The sequence below is a fragment of the Cloacibacillus evryensis DSM 19522 genome, assembly GCF_000585335.1.
Classification (GTDB): domain Bacteria; phylum Synergistota; class Synergistia; order Synergistales; family Synergistaceae; genus Cloacibacillus; species Cloacibacillus evryensis.
Window position 1 is genome coordinate 2,723,627 of sequence record NZ_KK073872.1, and the last position, 19,036, is coordinate 2,742,662.

At 51.4% G+C, this 19,036-nt stretch carries 20 protein-coding genes; 7 read left to right on the forward strand and 13 right to left on the reverse strand.

What is annotated here, in order from left to right:
- Positions 1 to 127: 127 nt before the first annotated feature.
- Complete coding sequence (locus CLOEV_RS12220) at positions 128 to 904, forward strand: ABC transporter ATP-binding protein (protein ID WP_034444033.1); 777 nt, start codon at positions 128 to 130, stop codon at positions 902 to 904.
- A gap of 2 nt (positions 905 to 906) precedes the next feature.
- Positions 907 to 2,505, forward strand: coding sequence for an ABC transporter permease subunit (locus tag CLOEV_RS12225; RefSeq protein WP_051485065.1), 1,599 nt, complete (start codon positions 907 to 909; stop codon positions 2,503 to 2,505).
- A 510-nt stretch (positions 2,506 to 3,015) separates the two neighbouring features.
- On the opposite strand, the gene CLOEV_RS17580 is transcribed toward CLOEV_RS12225, so the two are convergent.
- From CLOEV_RS17580 to CLOEV_RS12250, 8 genes are all read right to left on the reverse strand, one after another.
- On the reverse strand, positions 3,016 to 3,192 hold the full coding sequence (locus tag CLOEV_RS17580) for a transposase domain-containing protein (RefSeq protein ID WP_425393605.1): 177 nt from the start codon (positions 3,190 to 3,192) through the stop codon (positions 3,016 to 3,018).
- Complete coding sequence (locus CLOEV_RS17585) at positions 3,189 to 3,452, reverse strand: IS66 family transposase (RefSeq protein ID WP_425393606.1); 264 nt, start codon at positions 3,450 to 3,452, stop codon at positions 3,189 to 3,191. The genes CLOEV_RS17580 and CLOEV_RS17585 overlap by 4 nt, the downstream gene beginning before the upstream one ends.
- Positions 3,337 to 4,506, reverse strand: a complete 1,170-nt coding sequence (tnpC, locus tag CLOEV_RS12230; protein WP_425393607.1) for an IS66 family transposase — start codon at positions 4,504 to 4,506, stop codon at positions 3,337 to 3,339. The genes CLOEV_RS17585 and tnpC overlap by 116 nt, the downstream gene beginning before the upstream one ends.
- A 138-nt stretch (positions 4,507 to 4,644) precedes the next feature.
- Complete coding sequence (gene tnpB / locus CLOEV_RS12235) at positions 4,645 to 5,031, reverse strand: IS66 family insertion sequence element accessory protein TnpB (protein ID WP_034442351.1); 387 nt, start codon at positions 5,029 to 5,031, stop codon at positions 4,645 to 4,647.
- Positions 5,032 to 5,243: 212 nt separating this feature from the next.
- Positions 5,244 to 5,531 (reverse strand): hypothetical protein, encoded by a 288-nt coding sequence (locus CLOEV_RS12240; protein ID WP_156938418.1) that lies wholly within the window; start codon positions 5,529 to 5,531, stop codon positions 5,244 to 5,246.
- Positions 5,497 to 6,669, reverse strand: a complete 1,173-nt coding sequence (locus CLOEV_RS16935; protein ID WP_156938419.1) for a hypothetical protein — start codon at positions 6,667 to 6,669, stop codon at positions 5,497 to 5,499. The genes CLOEV_RS12240 and CLOEV_RS16935 overlap by 35 nt, the downstream gene beginning before the upstream one ends.
- Positions 6,670 to 7,244: 575 nt before the next feature.
- A complete protein-coding gene (locus tag CLOEV_RS12245; protein ID WP_218915523.1) occupies positions 7,245 to 7,520 on the reverse strand; it encodes a hypothetical protein in 276 nt (91 codons plus the stop codon).
- A gap of 23 nt (positions 7,521 to 7,543) precedes the next feature.
- Entirely contained in the window at positions 7,544 to 7,840 is a 297-nt protein-coding gene (locus CLOEV_RS12250) for a transposase family protein (protein WP_034444040.1), read from the reverse strand.
- A gap of 185 nt (positions 7,841 to 8,025) precedes the next feature.
- Here CLOEV_RS12250 and CLOEV_RS12255 point away from each other — a divergent pair, with 185 nt between their 5' ends.
- Entirely contained in the window at positions 8,026 to 9,210 is a 1,185-nt protein-coding gene (locus CLOEV_RS12255; protein ID WP_245591131.1) for an ATP-binding protein, read from the forward strand.
- A gap of 406 nt (positions 9,211 to 9,616) precedes the next feature.
- Here CLOEV_RS12255 and dnaJ read toward each other — a convergent pair whose 3' ends face one another.
- The 4 genes from dnaJ to hrcA all read right to left on the reverse strand — a co-directional run bounded on the left by dnaJ (position 9,617) and on the right by hrcA (position 14,503).
- Positions 9,617 to 10,750, reverse strand: a complete 1,134-nt coding sequence (dnaJ, locus tag CLOEV_RS12260) for a molecular chaperone DnaJ (RefSeq protein ID WP_008713336.1) — start codon at positions 10,748 to 10,750, stop codon at positions 9,617 to 9,619.
- 234 nt (positions 10,751 to 10,984) lie between these two features.
- Entirely contained in the window at positions 10,985 to 12,808 is a 1,824-nt protein-coding gene (dnaK, locus tag CLOEV_RS12265; protein ID WP_034444045.1) for a molecular chaperone DnaK, read from the reverse strand.
- Between the two features lie 119 nt (positions 12,809 to 12,927).
- Positions 12,928 to 13,482, reverse strand: a complete 555-nt coding sequence (locus tag CLOEV_RS12270) for a nucleotide exchange factor GrpE (protein ID WP_008713339.1) — start codon at positions 13,480 to 13,482, stop codon at positions 12,928 to 12,930.
- A 4-nt stretch (positions 13,483 to 13,486) separates the two neighbouring features.
- Positions 13,487 to 14,503 carry a heat-inducible transcriptional repressor HrcA gene (gene hrcA, locus CLOEV_RS12275; RefSeq protein ID WP_008713341.1) on the reverse strand — a complete coding sequence of 339 codons (1,017 nt, stop codon included), beginning with the start codon at positions 14,501 to 14,503 and terminating at the stop codon, positions 13,487 to 13,489.
- 308 nt (positions 14,504 to 14,811) lie between these two features.
- Here hrcA and CLOEV_RS12280 point away from each other — a divergent pair, with 308 nt between their 5' ends.
- Genes CLOEV_RS12280 through CLOEV_RS12295 form a run of 4 tightly spaced genes read left to right on the forward strand, consistent with a single transcriptional unit; the run spans position 14,812 to position 17,987 of the window.
- Positions 14,812 to 15,468 (forward strand): histidine phosphatase family protein, encoded by a 657-nt coding sequence (locus CLOEV_RS12280; RefSeq protein WP_372493919.1) that lies wholly within the window; start codon positions 14,812 to 14,814, stop codon positions 15,466 to 15,468.
- 2 nt (positions 15,469 to 15,470) lie between these two features.
- On the forward strand, positions 15,471 to 16,685 hold the full coding sequence (gene folP, locus CLOEV_RS12285) for a dihydropteroate synthase (RefSeq protein WP_034444047.1): 1,215 nt from the start codon (positions 15,471 to 15,473) through the stop codon (positions 16,683 to 16,685).
- Positions 16,678 to 17,178: a 2-amino-4-hydroxy-6-hydroxymethyldihydropteridine diphosphokinase gene (gene folK / locus CLOEV_RS12290; RefSeq protein WP_008713347.1), complete on the forward strand. Its 501-nt coding sequence runs from the start codon at positions 16,678 to 16,680 to the stop codon at positions 17,176 to 17,178. Before folP ends, folK begins: the two co-directional genes overlap by 8 nt.
- On the forward strand, positions 17,160 to 17,987 hold the full coding sequence (locus tag CLOEV_RS12295) for a hypothetical protein (RefSeq protein ID WP_034444049.1): 828 nt from the start codon (positions 17,160 to 17,162) through the stop codon (positions 17,985 to 17,987). Before folK ends, CLOEV_RS12295 begins: the two co-directional genes overlap by 19 nt.
- A gap of 89 nt (positions 17,988 to 18,076) precedes the next feature.
- Here CLOEV_RS12295 and CLOEV_RS12300 read toward each other — a convergent pair whose 3' ends face one another.
- The gene (locus CLOEV_RS12300; RefSeq protein WP_008713351.1) at positions 18,077 to 18,943 is read right to left on the reverse strand and encodes a MurR/RpiR family transcriptional regulator; all 867 of its coding nucleotides are present in this window, start codon (positions 18,941 to 18,943) and stop codon (positions 18,077 to 18,079) included.
- Between the last annotated feature and the right edge of the window lie 93 nt (positions 18,944 to 19,036).

Consider the following 19,036-nt stretch of genomic DNA (forward strand, 5'->3'; position numbering starts at 1 on the left):
GCAAACTTAACATGCTGCTACTTTGGCGGGAACGATAAATCATTTCCTCCGTTTCCGCCAAAGTGCTTGGCCGTATAAATTATCTGTAAAACAGTACGTGGTATATATGCTGTGAAGGGAATCAATTATGGAAAAGATAAAGCTTAAAGTACGAGACCTCGAGATGGAGTATGATGGAAAACGCGCGCTTGATAAAGTCAGTTTCAATGTCCAGGATGGTGAGTTTCTTTCGATTCTTGGTCCGTCCGGCTGCGGCAAGACAACGATTTTACGTATCCTCATCGGTTTGCTCAAGCCTACAGGAGGAACGGTTACTAAGGACGGAATAGATATCACTGACATATCCCCGGCAGGCCGCGGAATGGGGATCGTGTTTCAGAACTATGCCCTTTTTGAGAATATGACCGTGCTGGAAAATGTGGAATACGCTTTGAAAATACGCAAAGAAAACAAAGCCAACGAAGCCAGGCAAGCTGTGCGTGAAAAAGCCCTTGCTCTGATTCAGCAGATGGATTTAACAGAGCATATAGATAAGAAACCCGCCATGTTATCCGGCGGCCAGCAGCAGCGTGTGGCTATCGCCAGGACGCTTATAATGAATCCGGACATCATTATGTTTGATGAACCAATGTCAGCTCTGGACGTAGCGACGAGGCTTTCACTTAGAAAAGAGATAAAAAGAATTCAAGCTGAATTCAAAACAACGATGATATATATCACACATGATCAGGAGGAAGCCTTTGCCATGTCTGATAGGATCATGGTCATGAAAGAAGCCCGCCTCGTTCAAATCGACACTCCTGAAAATATAATCTCAAATCCGGCCGATGATTATGTGAAAGATTTCGTTCTAAGCAACCTTCAGGCTAAGATAGATTCCCTATTGAAGTATGTGAGGGCGTGATTATGGACAAAAAGCTCTCATCCAACCGAATATTTGGCAGGAAAGCGGATGCAACACGAATTCTGCTCTCTGTAGTATTCATTGCCTTAGTTTTTATACCGCTGGTCAGAATGTTTGCCAACATTGATGCCGGCAGTTTGAGCAAGGTGATCGCCTCTCCAACTTTTGGTATCGCTGTCGCTAACTCAATTACCGCGACGTTAATAGCGACTATTTTGACGCTCTTTATTGCCTATTTCTTGGCTGCTTGCATAGAGAGGACAAATATTAGGTTTAAAAGCCTGTTTGGCATCATCTTTGTTTTGCCAATGCTGATCCCGTCCATTTCAAATGGCATGGGACTCATTATCCTCTTCGGAAATAACGGGATTATAACTAAACTGTTTGGCCTGAACACAAGCATCTATGGCCTACATGGTATTATCCTTGGATCTATCCTGTACGCATTTCCGGTAGCATATCTTATGCTGAGTGATGTAATGAGGTATGAGGACAGTTCTCCTTATGAAGCGGCACAAGTTCTCGGAATTCCAAAACTTCGCCAGTTTACCTCTATTACGCTGCCATACCTGAGAAAACCTCTGATATCGGTCGTGTTCGCAACATTTACGCTGATTGTCACAGACTACGGCGTTCCGCTTATGGTTGGCGGTAAGTACATCACAGTTCCCGTCGTAATGTATCAGGAAGTCATCGGTCAGCTAAACTTTGGCAAGGGGGCCGTTTATGGATGCTTGCTGCTGATTCCGGCCGTGGTAGCATTTATAATTGATTTGGTTAATAAAGATAAAGGCAATTCTCAATTTATTTCGAAACGGTTTGAACCAGCTGGCGAGACGTTCAGGAATGTTATTTCGTATGTCTATTGTGGAACCGTGTCTATTTTCACAATACTGACGCTGATCTCTTTCATAATATTGGCGTTCACCTCTGATTATCCAAATAATCTGAACTTTAGCTTTAATAATGTTATTAAGACGCTGAACCTTAGAGCCAGTGAATATCTGATGAATTCTATTACCATTGCCTTTTTTGTGTCGGCGATTGGCGTTGCTGTTGCTTTCATGACGGCATACATGTCAGCACGTATGAGGTCAAAGGTCTCGAAATTCCTTCATCTATCGGCTATCACTTCGGCGGCTATTCCCGGTATTGTCCTTGGCTTGTCCTATGTACTCGTTTTCAACGGAAGCGCCGTCTACGGAACGATAACAATATTGGTAATGGTAAATTTAGTCCACTTTATCGCCTCGCCGTATCTGATGATGTATAACTCACTGTCAAAGATCAATGAAAACCTCGAAGGCGTAGGACACACGTTGGGAATCAGCCGCGGCCATATGATTATAGATGTATTCATACCACAATGTAAGGAAACAATGATTGAGATGTTTTCCTACTTCTTCGTAAACTGTATGATGACCATTTCTGCGGTATCTTTTCTCGCAAGCACAGCCAACAAACCCGTATCGCTGATGATTAATCAATTTGAAGCTCAAATGCAGTTAGAGTGCGCAGCGGTTGTATCGCTTGCGATATTAGCTGTGAATATGATTATCAAAGGTGCCGCATCTGTGATGAAGACGATGTGGAAAAATTGAAATGAGGTCTCTGCTCGTAATATAGCAAAATAGGATCGCCATTTATATTCTGAAAAAATAGTAACCAAACAACAAATTACAGACAAATATAGGGCGTGTGAAAAAAACTCTGTAAATATGGACCTTCTGTGAGAAATCCAATACAACTAGGGCTAATAACGATCCCTGTATAACAAAATTATCAACCTATTAAGTGGCCAGTGTCAATACAAACACTGACCGCTTTTTATTAATCTTAGCCTATTCAGGCATCCGTCCTTCATACATTACGGCTAGTTCACCAAGGATACTGCGCCAGTTCCTAACTGGCATACTCCATTTTTGGGTCGCCTCAAAAGTAGCGTAAGCGTCAAACAGTCAGTACCTCCCCTCAAAGCAGGAAGCCTGTTATCATCATTTTGTTGTAGTGGAGGTATGGAGGTGTGTGAAAGCTGCGATATGTAACCTGCGACAGGGTATGTGTCAGATAGGGGTGAGCTCATGTAAATTCTGCAGCCTTTGTTTGTTGTTTTACGATCTGTCAGTACTCTTTTTCAGGCGGCAGGTTTCCGGCAGTGTGTCGCTCCATGGCAGCAGCGTATGGTATTGTTCCGGCTTTATGTTGGGCATGGTCTCAAGTATATGGTTCAGGTATTCAAAGAGTTTTAAGTTGTTTTCTTTGGCGGTCTCTATTATCGAGTAGATCACCGAGCTGCTTTTTGCCCCTTTCGTGGAGCAGCAGAAGAGCCAGTTTTTCTTCCTATGACGAATGGTTTTATGCTGCGTTCAGCACGGTTGTTGGAGATTTCTATTCTGCCGTCCATGTAGAAGGTCTCAAGGAATATTCTCTGTTCAAGTGCGTAGTGCAGCGCTTTTCCCAGGGTGGATTGCGGCAGTGCGCGGGCGGATGCGGCCCACGCGAAGAAGGCGTCCGTTATCGGTTTTGCTTTTTTGAAGGCGTTTCGCATGTCGTTCTTCGGGGGTGAGTTTTTCGTATTCTCTTTCAAGTGCAAAGAGTTTGTCGCAGTATTCAAGTCCGGTCTGCGAGAGAGAGTTTTTTCTTTCTACGGCAGGTATGGAGATAGTTCCCTCGTGGAACTTTCTTCTGGCGTGCGCCCAGCAGCCGCATCGGCGTATGGCGCTGTCGAGTTTGCCATAGCCGGAATAGCCGTCCGTGTGGAGGCAGCCTTTAAAGCCGCTGAGGAATTTTTTAGGATGGACGCTTGACCTGGTCTCCTGATATTCAAAGAGTACGATCGGGACGCTCGCCTCTTTACCGGTACGGTAGAGCCACATGTAGGAGTTTGTCCTTGAGGCTCTGCCGGGTTCTTTCAGGACTTGCACTGTCGTTTCGTCCGCGTGGAGGATGTCCTCTTTCAGCATCTTTGTTCGCATTTCTTCGTATAACGGAAGCAGCCAGTCGGAGGCGCTTTTTATGAGCCAGTTTGACATGGTCTGACGGCTCAGAGAGAGCCCTTCGTTGAGCCATGAGGATTCCTGTCGGTAGAGGGGGACTCCCATCGCGTATTTCTGTATCATAATGTTTGCAATGGCTGAGGCGGAGGCCGCGCTTCCTTTTATCACGGGCTCCGGGATCGGGGCCTTGGCGATCCCGACTTTGGTGTTTTCCCTCTCGCAGCGACGGCAGGAATAGATGTCGCGGGCGTACTCGCGGATAAATACTTTGGCGGGGACTACTACAAGCTCCCTCCTTGTATTGCAGTTCATCACATGCATCGGACCGCCGCATTCGGGGCAGATACGTTCCTCTTCCGGAAGAGTACATTCAACACGCTCCACCGGAAGCTCGTCAAAATTATCACGGGATACTGACGAACTCTCCCTTTTGCGTCTCCTGTACGTTATCTCTTCAACTTCCGGCTCCGCACGCTTGGGCTCAGACGTATTCTCCGCCTCGTCAAACAAAAGAAGCTGGAGCCCTTGACCCTCTGACTTCTCGCTGGACTGACCATACTGCCGGTGCTGGCTCAGACGAAAACGCTCCTCATACCACTTGACCAATGACGCAAGCTCCTCGTTCTTCTTCTGAGATCGCGGTGTTCTTCCTCCAAATCGTGATACTTATTGCGTAACGCTTCAAGGGACCGAACAAGATTTTCCATACCTGCAATTATAAATGATGACACAGCATAAATCCAGTCATATCAAGGACTTGCAATTCCGACTATTATCCTGGACCGACGCTGCGGGAAACACTTCACTCATGCTGAGCTTACGCCTCAGCTTCGTTCCGGCAAACAGACAGGAAAACTCCTCGCCGGTGACACTTATCCTCTTTCCATGCCCATCCGGGGGCCACGGGAACGTACCACGCTCAAGACGCTTTTGATAAAGCCAAAAACCGTCCCCATCCCATTCGATTATCTTCACGCGATTGCGGTTCTTATTGCAGAAAATAAACATGGCGGATCCAAAAGAAACACAGGCAAATCTCAGATTTGCGATAGCAGCGAGGCCGTCCAACCCCTTACGCATATCAGTGGCGCCGCAGACCAGATATATCTCCTTGCCGGAACACTCCAACATGACAAAACTCCTCCCTGGTTAATGGATTACAGGGAAGAGTTTAATGCTCTGGGTGGGGGCGGTATAGGTACTGGACATTTGACGCTTACGATACAACAGAAACAATATCCGATATGAAACACTCCTTTTTGAAAATCACTTCCTACCACTCCTTTAAATCTTAAACTCACTAGCGACAATTCTTCCTGCATAATCTTCAAACAATTGTACAATTAAAAGTTTTTTAATAAATTATGGTAAAAGCACTCGTTGTTTAATCTGCCCCAAATTCTGCACAAGCCGCTTTGTCCGTGATGAATAACCCGTTGTCTTATTACGGTGGTAACGAAACCCACGCGATCAAACACCTCTAATGCTTCTTTTATTTGTTTTTCCGTATATACATGAACCACAATCCCTGCGCGGGGGCCAACCTTTTGTCCGTTCCCCGGCTCGCCAAATAAACCCGCTGCTATTTCTTTTACCTTATAAATATTCACGTTTTGTATGTTCTTCTCCATAGTCTGTGACAAATTCAATAATGCTGATTCCTCGAGGCTCGTCATTATCTTCCCTCGACATGTCGCTGACTGAAGGAGGTCCGTCTACCCTCTCAGTATATGTGGTTATTATTTTATTTTTAGTGAGTATAGAATAATCCAAAAAACTATTTAAATTTATATTCCCAAAGCTAGGCAGGAAACACAGCACACCTTGTCCTCGCGAAGCGCTATTTACGTTATCACCTTTCGGTTGTGCATTTTTTATGAAAGATGATGATTTTCCCTCAACTGTACAGATTAAATCATTGACGAGAATATCCCATCCAGTTATGTTACCGGGTTTGTTAATATCTTCAAAAGTTTTTCCTGTTTTGCCTAGAATGAATTGCAATAGCATGCAGTTAAAACTGACAAAATTGTTGAATTTTGTCTTTGTGTCTAATTCCGCTGTATAGCAGGGGGGATGTAAAAACATTGGAGGTAAAGGACAACAGCAATGGGATGGGTACGTTGAGCGAGATATGATGCAATCATCACAAGGACACGTCGCTTCACAATTATTTTCAGATATGATTAGATATTGTGTAGCCTTTCTGGGGTCAGTGTCTGAAAGATCTATGAAATCTCTTGAACATGATTGATAATCTTTACAGCCGCTTCTTTTACATTTTATCTGTTGCTTTGAGTGCATCTCTATGCCTTTTATATATTCAATGGGAGGCCATTTAGAATATATATGATATTGGTTTGGGTTCTCAAGATGCTTAAATATATCACACGCATGGCTCACTTTTTTTGCCTGCAGCAACAAAGCCTTTCGTGTTGTGTTCCTATTTTTGTGAATAGTTGAAATAAGCAAAAGGTCGCCGATTTCTACTGACGCTGGTTTTTTTCGAGGAAAAGCGCACTCTTCACCCACACATGGAGCGACTAGTTGGCTTCCGTGCACAAAGACCGAGCCGCATGTTGTATGCGGGAGAGGGGGATGTGGAGAATTTCGTCTATGATCACTATTTATCATATATGGCAAATTTTTTGCTAAGTTTGCGATAAGCTGTGGCTCCTGTTTGTGTCTGTCGCAAAACGACACATCAATCGCTTCCGATAAAGTTAGTAAAAGGTCTAAATAGAAGTACTCTGATATTCTGCATAACATGATTTGATCACTCCATTCTCATTGTATTTATATTATGGCACCGCCGCTTGAAACACTTTGCATCTGTATGTACCAATCACAAAGGCGATTACCTTTTCTAGCCTGTACTATGTTGTTGACGTTATTGTGAAATTACTCCATTACAAGTAAGATGTCAAGCAAAACTTTCAGGTTAAGAGCTGCCTTGAACATCATCTTTTTCTTGCTCAAACGACCATATTTCGCTTGATTTAACAGGGTAAGAGCATTTTTGTGCAATACGTTCATGTTGAGCGGAGATTTGTCTTTCCTCGCTCTTGTCACGTCTTCCCGGGATATCACATCAAGACACCAGTGCAGTTGGTTTTCTATCGACCAGTGTTTTCTGACCGCATTGGCAATTTCTCCAGTATCTGTCAGTGAGGTAATGGAATATCACGTGGCTTCCCGTTCTTCCGCTTTTTCATACACGATTGATTTTACCGCTCCGACTGACATGAGGTTTTTCCATTCCTCCTGCTACTCAAGCCATGAAATATCCGTAAGCAGCCTGTATTCGCGCTGTTCTATACGCCCATGCCCATTGTCAATCGCCTTTATTCGCTCTGTCTTTTCGCCAAATGTTTCAAAATATAGTGCAACATCGCTATACATGGCTGGTTTTCTTTCAAAGCTATCACATAATCCGCTCTTTTTTCGCCTATCTTATCGATTATCTTTTTATGACAGCTCATGGTGTCCGCCGTTATTTCATTTGTCTTTTCAGTTACGGCTATTTCACCAAGTGTGATTTGATTTTCAGCGACAAAAGCGCTCACCACATGATATGCTTTGTGTTCAGCGCTGCCGCGCATTGTTTTTCCGTCAACCACTATTACCACGCGTTTTTCACGCCCTATAGTAAGTCACAGTTTGAAAGGCATTTCGACAGCTCAGCCGGATTTAAGCGTTCAAAAATGCGACGAAACGTATCGCTGTCGGGGATTCCGTTTGGAAGCTCAAGAAAATTACGCAGCCATTCTTCGCGTTCCATACCCAACTCCTCCATATCGGCATAGTCTTCGCCTCCGCATATTGTCGCGCATAACCCGATGATTATGATATCTTCAAGCTTGTGGCGTATGTTGCCATGGCTTGTTCGTCTTGGTTCCGTGATATTCTGGATTTCTTCTTTTAATGTTTTTATTTCCATCTCTATAGTTTCTCGCTAACTATGTAAAAAGTAAATGCTGTTGCCCTGTATGTAAAGCGCTCCTCATTGACGCAGACAATAATTTAAGATAAGATAAAATAAAGTATATCTTATATTTTCTTAAATTAGGAGGTGCTAATTGCTTGAAATATATACGCCGTGCATTAGAGAGAAAATTTCTGCATATGAGTACTTTCTTTAAGGCTGTTCTGGTCACGGGAGCGCGGCAGGTTGGTAAGACTACTATGCTGAAGCATCTGTCCGAAGGGCAGGGCCGGACTTATGTGAGCCTTGACGACTCGATGGTAAGGTCGCTCGCACAGAGCGATCCCGTTCTTTTCTTTCAGACGTACAGGCCGCCTGTCATTATCGACGAAATACAGAAGGCCCCGCAGCTTTTTGAACAGATTAAGATCATGTGCGACGCTGGGGAAGAACTGGGAAATTTTTGGCTGACAGGTTCCCAGCAATACAATATGATGTGTAATGTACGAGAGACGCTGGCGGGAAGGATCGGCATAATGGAGCTGTACAGCCTTTCCCAGGCCGAGATCGCTGGGCGCACTTTCCAGGGAGAGCTTGACTTTTCTTTGCCGTGCCTTTTGGAACGGCGGAAAAATGTAAATAAAAACAATATTATTGACGTCTTTGAGCATATATGGAGAGGCGGAATGCCGCAGGTACTCACCGCGGACGCGGAACAGCGGCAGGAATACTATAGTTCTTACGTGGATACCTACCTGATGCGCGACGTATCCGATGCTGGGAGGATCACTGACGCCGTGCGTTTTCGAAAATTTTTAAACGCCTGCGCCGCGCTGACGGCGGAACAGGTCAATTACAAGACATTGGCCGAGAGCGCTGATATTTCACAGCCCACGGCAAAGGAATGGCTGCGGATCCTGCAAGGGTTGGGAATTATTTATCTTCTTCAGCCTTTTTCAAATAACGAATTGAAACGTCTCACAAAAACGCCTAAGCTTTATTTTTGCGACACAGGGCTCTGTGCGCACCTTTCAAGGTGGCTGACGCATGAAACTTTAATGAACGGAGCCGCCAGCGGCCATTATTTTGAAAACTATGTCGTCATCGAACTCCTTAAAAATTACGCATACGCCAGGTCAAGAGCAAATCTCACTTATTACAGGGATGCCAACGCTAAGGAGATCGATATCATTGTTGAAGAGAATAACCGCATACATCCGCTGGAGGTCAAGAAATCTGCCAATCCTGACAGGCGCGAGGTTAAAAAATATGCGTTCCTTGATAAAATTTCCATTGAAAGAGGCGGCGGCGGTATCATCTGTATGTGTGAAGAGGTCGTACCCATCGACGCCCAAGATTGTTTCATCCCGTGTAATTTGATTTAGCATGAGGCTGGATTTGCCGGCTTCCCGGAGCAAACGGGCTGATTTGCGCGAGAGAGTTCCGTCCGGCATGGAGCCGGCCAGGGCGGGAATATCCGCGATTGTGAGGAAATGGCAGACCGCGATCCAGCGTTCCGCTCTTCCGTCGCTCCGGCCTCCGAGCCGGAGCCAATGATCGTTGGCATTACAGGCGACGGCGGAGCAAAAACATAAAGTCACTCGATTCCGGCGCGGCGGACGGAATGACAAAACAGCGAACCTGAAGCCGCCCCGGAGCAAGTCCGGGGCGACGAAGTACTTGGGCATGACAGGATGAATCGATACTTACCTTTCCCCAACAGAAGGAAGTCATGGACATTGTCTATGCGTCCGCCATGGGCAGTCTGGCACAGATCTGTCAGTTTCAGCTTTAGCCGTTTACCTGCTGGCCACCCTCTTTTGCGAGTTCTTTGAGCAGTTCGCGCTCTTTCGCGGTGAGGTTTTTGGGTACTTTGACCTTCACGAGGATGTTCATGTCGCCGTTGCCTTTGCCCTTGAGCCGCGGCATGCCGCGGCCTCGTATGCGCAATTTTGAGCCGGCCTGCGTCCCGGCCGGGATGTCGAGCTTTTCCGTGCCGTCGAAGGTGTCGACTTTGATCTCACTGCCGAGGGCCGCCTGGGGGAAAGATATTTCCACCGTGGTGTTGAGGTCGTCGCCCTTTCGCGTGAAGCGGCTGTCGGGCATCACTTCGGTGAGGATGAAGAGGTCTCCCGCCGGGCCGCCGTTGATCCCGGCCTCGCCTTTGCTCGAGACGCGAAGCCTCGTGCCGGTGTCCACGCCCGCGGGGATCTTGACTTCGACGTTCTGGATACGTTTGACGCGTCCCTTCCCGCGGCATTCCGTACAGACCTTGTCGACGATCTTGCCCTTGCCGTGGCAGGCGGTGCAGGTCACGGTCTGCTGCATCTGTCCGAAGGGGGTGTTCACCACCTCGTGCATCTGTCCAGTGCCGCGGCAGGTCGGACACGTCTCGACCTTGCTGCCCGGTTCCGCGCCGCTGCCGCCGCAGTGTTTGCATGTGTCGAGGCGCGGTATCTCGAGTTTTCTCTTAACTCCTCTATAGGCCTCTTCAAGGGTGATCTTGACGGTCGCCTCAAGGTCGGCGCCGCGGCGCGGCGCGTTCGGGTTTGAGGCGCGCCGGCGTCCGCCGCCGAAGCCTCCCGCTCCGAAGAGGTCGCCGAAGATGTCTCCGAGGTCTTCCTGCGTAAAGGTCTGTCCCTGTCCGCCAAAGCCCCCGAAACCGCCCGCCCCTCCGAAACCGTCGGGGGGGACGTCGCCGACGTAGCCGAACTGGTCGTACTGCGCCCGCTTTTTGGGGTCGCTGAGGACTTCGTTCGCCTCGTTGATCTCTTTATATTTAGCCTCCGCCTCAGCGTTGCCGGGGTTCGCATCAGGATGGTATTTCCGCGTAAGGGTACGGTAGGCCTTCTTTATTTCGTCAGCCGATGCTCCCCGGCTAACACCCAATATTTCATAATAGTCTTTTTTACCGGGAGCAGCCATCAGCGCTTCACCTCGCTATAAATTTTAAAGTCTGTGCCTCGCCTTTAAAACAGATTAACGGCGATCCTCCAAAAACGAGGCTTTATTATTTGCCGCACAGGATTATACACCTGTGCGGCTATTTGTCAAGATTAGTTAAAAATTTTTGAACCACTGTCGGACCGGCCGTTTTATCTTGGGCGCATATGCCGCGGGCATCATCCCGCGGCATATGCTTAATGATTTTTTATTAAATTAATTGTCTTCCTCGTGGAACTCGGCCTCTACGGTCTCCCCGTCGGGGTTTTCTTCCGGATGCGCCTGCTGCTGCGCGCCGGCTCCGGCGGAGGCTCCCGCGCTCTGGGCCGCCTGGGCGAGAACGTTCATCTCGTCCATAAGCTGCTTTGATTCGGCCTTTATCGCCTCGGCGTCCTCTCCGCTCATTTTCTCGCGTACTTTGGCGATCCTGTCGTTGACTTTCGCCTGAGCGGCCGCGTCCGCGGAGCCGGATTCTTTTACGAGTTTTTCCGCCTGATAGACTACTGACTCCGCCTCGTTGCGAGCCTCGATGAGCTCTTTGCGCTTCTTGTCGGCGCTTTCGTTGATCTCGGCGTCGCGGCGCATTTTTTCGATCTCCTCGTCGCTGAGGCGCGATGACTGGATCGTGATGTTCTGGGCCTTGCCGGTCGCCTTGTCCTTCGCGGTGACGTTGACGATGCCGTTGGCGTCGATGTCGAAGGTTACTTCTATCTGCGGGATGCCGCGCGGCGCCGGCTTGATGCCGTCAAGGAAGAAGCGTCCCAGCGAGACGTTGTCGCCCGCCATCGCACGCTCGCCCTGCAGAACGTGGATCTCGACCTGCGGCTGGTTGTCCGCCGCCGTCGTGAATACCTGGCTCTTGGATACCGGTATCGCGGTGTTCTTTTCAATTATTTTCGTGAAGACGCCGCCGAGCGTCTCAAGGCCGAGCGAGAGCGGCGTGACGTCGACGAGGACGATGCCCTGCTGTTCGCCCGCGAGGATCGCGCCCTGGATCGCCGCGCCCATCGCGACGCATTCGTCGGGGTTGATGCCTTTGCTCGGCTCTTTGCCCATGAGCTCTGTGACAAGCTTCTGCACCATCGGCATACGGGTGGAACCGCCGACGAGAAGGATCTTGTTGATCTGAGAGGCCTCAAGTCCGGCGTCTTTCATCGCCGTCTTGACGGGGGTGATCGTCTTGTCGAGCAGGCTGCGCGTGAGGTCTTCAAATTTGGCGCGCGTGAGCTTGAGTTCGAGGTGCTTCGGTCCGTTGGCGTCAGCGGTGATGAAGGGAAGCGAGATGGTCGTCTCCTGCATCGAGGAGAGTTCTACCTTCGCCTTTTCCGCCGCTTCGCGGAGGCGCTGCGCGGCCATCTTGTCCTTCAGAAGGTCGATGCCGTCGCTCTTTTTGAATTCCGCCGCGAGCCACTCGACCACCGCGTTGTCCCAGTCGTCGCCGCCGAGGAGGTTGTCGCCCGCCGTGGAGAGGACTTCAAACACTCCGTCGCCGACGTCGAGGATCGAGACGTCGAACGTGCCGCCGCCGAGGTCGTAGACCATTATCTTGTGGTCGCCCTTTTCGAGGTTCACGCCATAGGCGAGGCAGGCCGCCGTCGGTTCGTTGATGATACGGAGGACGTTGAGTCCGGCGATGGTCCCCGCGTCCTTCGTCGCCTGGCGCTGAGCGTCGGTGAAGTAGGCTGGGCAGGTGATGACGGCGTCGGTAACCGCGGTGCCGAGGTATTCTTCCGCGTCCTTTTTGAGTTTTTGCAGGATCATCGCCGATATCTGCTGCGGCGTGTAGGCTTTGCCGTCGACGGTCACTGTCTTATCGGTGCCCATCGAACGCTTTATCGACATTATCGTACGGTCGGGGTTTACGATCGCCTGACGCTTCGCAAGCTGCCCGACAAGTATTTCACCGTCTTTCGTAAAGGCCACGACCGAGGGGGTGGTACGCTGTCCTTCGGGATTCGGTATTACCGTTACGTTGTCTCCCTCTTTAACGGCTACGCAGCTGTTAGTTGTTCCAAGGTCTATTCCAATAACTTTTCCCATAATCAATTCCACCTTTTATGTTAATGATTTATCTGATTCGTCCGGCATCTATTTTTCTATAGCTGTCCGTCTGTTGCTTCCGTTTTATTGCCTAATCGGCATTAAGCCCCGTTTACAAATCAGCCGTTATACTTGCCGACCCGCACCTGCGGGGCCTTGAGCACACGTCCCGCAAGTTTGTAGCCGCGGCAGAGGGCTCCGATGATGTGTCCGTCCCTCTCGGCATCGTCAACAGGCTCCATGCTTACCGCCTCATGAAGGGCAGGATCAAACTCGCCCTCAGTCGGGATGAATTCCAGCCCCAGTTTACAGAGGCCGTCAGCGAACTGCTTGGTGACCATCGCCATGCCCTTCGCGAGGCTGCTATCTTTATCATCGACCGCCGCCACGATCCTTTCAAGGTTCTCAAATACCGGCAGCATCTCGTTTATCGCCTGTTCGGCGGCAAGTTTCGCGTTGTTCTCGCGATCCCGCTCAATACGGGTGCGCAGGTTGAAATAATCGGCCCGGCCCCTCGCCACCTCTTCTTTGAGCTTGCGTATCTCCTCTTTCAGTGTTTCGGACTCAACCGCCTCAGGCTGAGCCGCACTCTCTTCGGCGGCGGGAACGCCCTCGAACTCAGCCTCCGCGTCCGTCTGAGGATCGCCGCAATTCGGTTTTTTCTGTTCGTCCATCTCTTCAGTCTCCTCTTTCGCCTGATTCGGAATCCAGCTTGCGCAGCACTCCGTCTATCGCGGTTATTACTTTCTCGTAGTCCATCCTTTCGGGACCGATCACGCCGACCACGGCCTTCTGGCCTCCGGCCTCTCCCGTCGCGGCGACGAGAGCCGAGCTTTTCATGCCCGGCAGGCCGTTTTCATCGCCGATCATGATGTTCATTTCATTCATCGAACAGCGGTTGACCAGCGCCGTCATGCTGCTCTCCTCCTCAATGAAGGAGCAGAGCGCCTGAATGCGTCCCAGATCCTGAAAATCCTGAAGTTTCATGATCTGGCTGACCGACCCCGTGAAGATCCTCGTTTTAGGAGCGCCGAGCAGCACGTCTATCTCAAACAGAGCCTGGGCGCAGACATCGCGGTAACTGCTTATTTCTTCCATCAGCCTAGTTTTCAGTGAGTATTTTATCTCGCTCCAGGCACATCCGGAAAAATGGTTCAGCTTGGATGCCAGCTCGTCAAGCTCCTCCTGCGGCACGTCCACAGGCATATCGATAAATTTTTGGTGCACAAGCCCGCCCTGAAGAACCACCAGCAGCAAGACGCGGCACTCGCTCATGCGCACAAAGCTCACATGATGGAACCGCACAGTGTCAAGCGGCGTAATGGCGGCTATCCCGACGTAGTCGGAGACGCGGCTCAGCATTTCGGAGGCCGATTCAAGCACTTTGCCCAGCCCCTGCCGGTGCTCCATCATCTTTTTTAGTAATTTTACAGACGGCCCGGCGCTATTTACACGTTGAAGTACCGAATCGACATATAGTCTATATCCCTGAGTCGTGGGAATCCGTCCGGACGACGCGTGGGTCTGCTTAAGGAAACCCATATCCTCCAGATCGGACATTTCGTTTCTTATCGTCGCGGAGCTGCGTCCGGTAAGGTAGCGTCGTGAGACTGTGCGGGAGCCTACAGTCTCTCCGCTCTTTATATATTCGTATACCACGGAGAGTACGACTTCCAGTTGTCTTTCTGTGACCATCACATCTCACCTGCCATAAAAGTTATTCGTTTCTTGTTAGCACTCGATACCTATGAGTGCCAACACCCCAACGACAGCTAAATAATAATCGTCGCAGAGGCTTTTGTCAATACAGGTCAAAAAAATTATTTTAAAAAGCGTGGATAAAATATTTTAAATCGCAGAGTCAACGAAAGGCGTATCACCGCGCTATTGTTGTATAATGAGCGAATGTTTGAGCTATCGGGCAGGCGGACCCGTTTCCCGCGGCATAAAAAGGAAACGTGCCGGTTTCCGGTATTTCTATATGATCTGCAATCGCAACAGGAGTGAAGAAATTGAAGAAAGACAAGACCTCTATCTACCTCATCCGCCACGGCGAATGCGCCGGCAATAAAGAAAACCGCATACGCGGCTGTATGGATTTCCCTCTGAATGAAAACGGCGTGCTTCAGGCCCACGCGCTCGCGAAGGCAATGAAGGATAAAAACATAGAGTATATTTACTCAAGCCCGCTGTCACGCGCAATGACGACGGCGGGGATACTTGGCGACGCGCTGGGGCTCCCCTACGAGGGGCGCGAGGGCTTCTGCAACATCCACCTCGGACCGTGGGAGAACAGAAAGAAGGCCGAGCTCGCCGTCGAGGAGCCTGAGAAATGGCAGACCTGGCTGGATCAGCCGGAGGAGCTCAAGATAGAGGGCGGGGAGACCCTTGACGAGGTGCGCGACCGCGCGCTCGCCGAGCTCGACCGCGTCATCGAGGAGCACCGCGGCTGCAACATCGCGCTCGTGGCCCACCGCGGAGTGCTGAAACCGCTCATGGCCGGAGCGCTCGGCGTAAGCCGCCCCTGCTACTGGCGGCTCCACGTCGACACCGCCTCCTACAGCCTCCTCACATTCGACAGCCTGCACGGTTATTGCCTCATGGGGCTCAATTACACCGAACACCTCGCGGGCCTGCCGATCATCCAGGAGTTCGACTAAATATGCCGGTCCATCTCATACGCTTTGGGGATAAGATCGAACTTTCCGAGGCCGTGGCGAAGGCAGGCTGCGATATGAAATCACTGCCCTACTTTGAGAACCGCCGCGAAATGCTCCAGCTCTGCGTCACGGACGTCCCCGCGCCGGCGGCAAGCATCATCAAGCAGGAGATGCTTGCGCGCGGCGGCGACGCCGCCGTGCACGCGCAGGTCATCACCTGCGGCGTGAGCAAGAGCGACGTTATAATCTTCGGCACCGCCAAACAGCTCGGCCATCTCGCGGAAAAACTGGCGCGGATGCCGTGGTGGGGGCTCGAACGCCTGGCGGACGATATACGCGCCCTGATCGCCCCCAAGGGACCCTGTCCGATGAAACTGCCCTGCGGCGCGGAGCTGGCCTTCGGGGAAGGGATGCTGCTGATGGGGATAATAAACCTCACGGACGATTCCTTTTTTGCCGGCAGCAGAAGCGGCGCGGAGACGGAAGAAACCGTTAAGAGGGCGCTGCGCATGGCTTCGGAAGGGGCCGACATCCTCGATCTGGGCGCGGAGTCGACGCGTCCGGGAGCCGGCAGGGTACCCGAAGAACAGGAGATATCCCGTATGGAATCGGCGGTGAGGGCCATACGCCGCGAACTTCCGCAGATGCCGCTTTCGATAGACACGACACGCTCTTCCGTCGCGCGCGCCGCGCTAGACGCGGGCGCCGACATCATCAACGACGTCTCGGGGCTTCAGTTCGACGAGAAGATCGCACAGGCCGCCGCGGAATATGGGGCCGCGCTCGTAGTGATGCACATGCGCGGCACGCCGGGAGATATGCAGACGAAGTGCGAATACGGGGATCTCATATCCGAGGTATGCTCTTTCCTGCGGGAGGCGGCGGAAAAGGCCGAGAGGCTTGGCGCCCCGCGAAAAAACATCATCATTGACCCGGGGGTGGGTTTTGCGAAGGACTACAACCAGAACCTGCTGCTGATGCGCCACTGCGAAAGCTTTAAAGCCCTCGGATACCCTCTGCTGGTCGGTGCCTCGCGCAAGGGCGTCGTCGGGACCGCCACGCGGACAAAGAGGGCGGAGGATAGGCTCTGCGGCACGCTCGCCCTGACCTCCGTATGCTGCTGGCAGGGAGCCGACATCATACGCGTCCACGATGTGAGAGAGAATAAAGAGGTCATTATGATGACGGAAGCGGTACGGAGGGCAAAATATGTCTGACCATAAGGTGATGCTCGCCCTCGGATCGAACCTCGGCAACCGCCTCGACATACTCAAAAGGGCGGTAGCTAGGTTGGCCGGCGCGGGCATACATATAGAGGCTAAGAGCCGCGTTTGGGAGACAAAGCCATGGGGCGTGACGGACCAGCCGCTCTTTCTCAATATGTGCGCGGCCGTCCGCACCGAGCTGGAGCCGCTTGAACTGCTCTGCCTGCTGAAAAAGACGGAGGCGGAGCTCGGACGTTCCGCGGGTATGCGCTGGGGACCGCGTGAGATAGATATAGACATCATCTTCTTCGATTCCCTCTCCTTAAAAGACCCGAAGCTGACCGTCCCCCACCCGCGCATGCACGAGCGCGGATTTGTGCTGAAGCCGCTCATGGAGATAGCTCCCGAGATGATACATCCCCTCTTTGAAAAGAGCGTCGCGGAGCTGTACGATGAACTGCCCTCTTCCGAGAGGGACGGCATGGTGTGGATATCGGAAATATGACGCCTTTCAAACGGGACTTCGGAGATCGCCGCGAGGCAGCGAATAAAAAAAAGAGCCGCGCGATGTGGTTCCTGCCGTTCCTTTTCCTGTCGGCGGCCCTCGTTCTCTACCTGCTGCCGGCCGCTGAGATGAGCGACAAAAATATCAGCATCAGGACCCTTGAGGTGCCGGAATTTCCGGTGATCGTCGTCCTCGAACAGGACAAGGGGACGATAACCTCCGCCTGGCTGAGGACGCCGGCGGGAGCGAGGAAACTTGACCAGCTTGACGGCCTGTCTTTCATATCGAGCGACCCGGTCATCTCCAAGGTAGATCAGGATTCCAAGAACGACCTGCTCTGGCGGCTCTCCTTCACAAATCTCGAAGGTGACGGCGTACACCTCTGGATCGGCATGACGACATGGGCGCCCCGCGTATTCATCGCCTCGACGCCCTTCCAGTACACAAGATGGCACGCGCTGCCGGCCAAGATAGAGGTCCCCAAGGGCACGAGCATCTATATAGCCCCGGCGGCTCCCTTCTATCAAATGCTCGACAAACAATACAGCGGCAAGGACAGTTATTCTTTCATCTATACGATAATGCTGACACCGGAGGGGCCGGCCTTCGTTCCCGTACCCTCTGTCTATAAGCAGCTCGCCGTCCTGCTCAAAGCCGGGATGCACGGCGAAAGCTCTCCGAAAAAGAGGCTTGCCTACGTGCGAATGCTGACGGAGTTCAACCGTCTCGCCGAGGGCAAGGCCCCGCAGGCCGACACGCTTCTCAATTTCCCGATGGAAAAGCTCGACACCCTCACTTGGAAGCGCTGACGATCGGAGTTTTGTCAAAGACTGAAACGGGGAGGGCTCTCAGCGAGCCTCCCCGTTTTTCGATTCCTCTTCTCTCAAATTGGCGGATGTCAGTATTTGAGGCCGAATATCGGGTGGAATATCCTCTCGTCATGCAGGAAATTCGCCTGCTCGTCAAAGGACTTTTTCGCCTCGGCGCCAAGCGAGACCGCGAGCGACGAGGTGAGTACATGGGTGAGGAAGATCGGGCCGATTATGCTGCTGCCGAAGGTGGGGCTGTTGGCCGAAACGTTGAGCTGGAGTTCGGCGAAGCGGCAGACGGGAGCGGCGGCGCTGTCCGTCATCGTGATGACCTTCGCGCCGTTGCGGTGAGCGATCTCCACGGACTCCGTGACCTCGACCGCGTAGCTCGGGAGCTCACAGACGATGACGACGTCTCCCTCGCGGACCCCGCGGACCTGCTCCCAGAGGGAGAGGCCGCCGCGGCGGCAGAGGAAAGCGCGGCATCCCATGATCGTGAGGCGTATCTGCATAAGCTCCATGACGAGCGACGAGATCCCCCAGCCGACGCAGTAGATGTTGTTGGCTCCCTTGACTATCTCATTGAAGCGGTCGGTCTCTTCCGGCGAAAGCTGCGCCATCGTATCGTCGAGGTTCGCGTGCTCCGCCTTGGATACGCTGTCCGGGAAAGAGTCGCTTGAATTTACCGCCCTTGCGAGCAGCGCCGCCGGGTTGATCTGTTCGAGGATCGTCTTCTGGAGGCAGGCCTTCAGCTCGGCGTACCCTGAGAACCCCAGCATCTGGGCCACGCGTACAAGCTGCGCCTTCGACACCTTCAGTTCGTCCGCTATATCGCCTATTGAGCGAAAGGAGGCCTCCCGCATATTCGCAAGCAGGTACTCCGCCACACGGCGCGCCTTGTTCGGCATCGTATGCGCTTTTTCCATTAAAAGGTTCTGTAATTGCGTACTATCCATCTAAATACACTCCTTAGAAAACATACTTTTCTGATATATTTGTTTTATGAAACGCTTCTTATGAATTTTAGTTTGATTTTATGCGATTGTCAA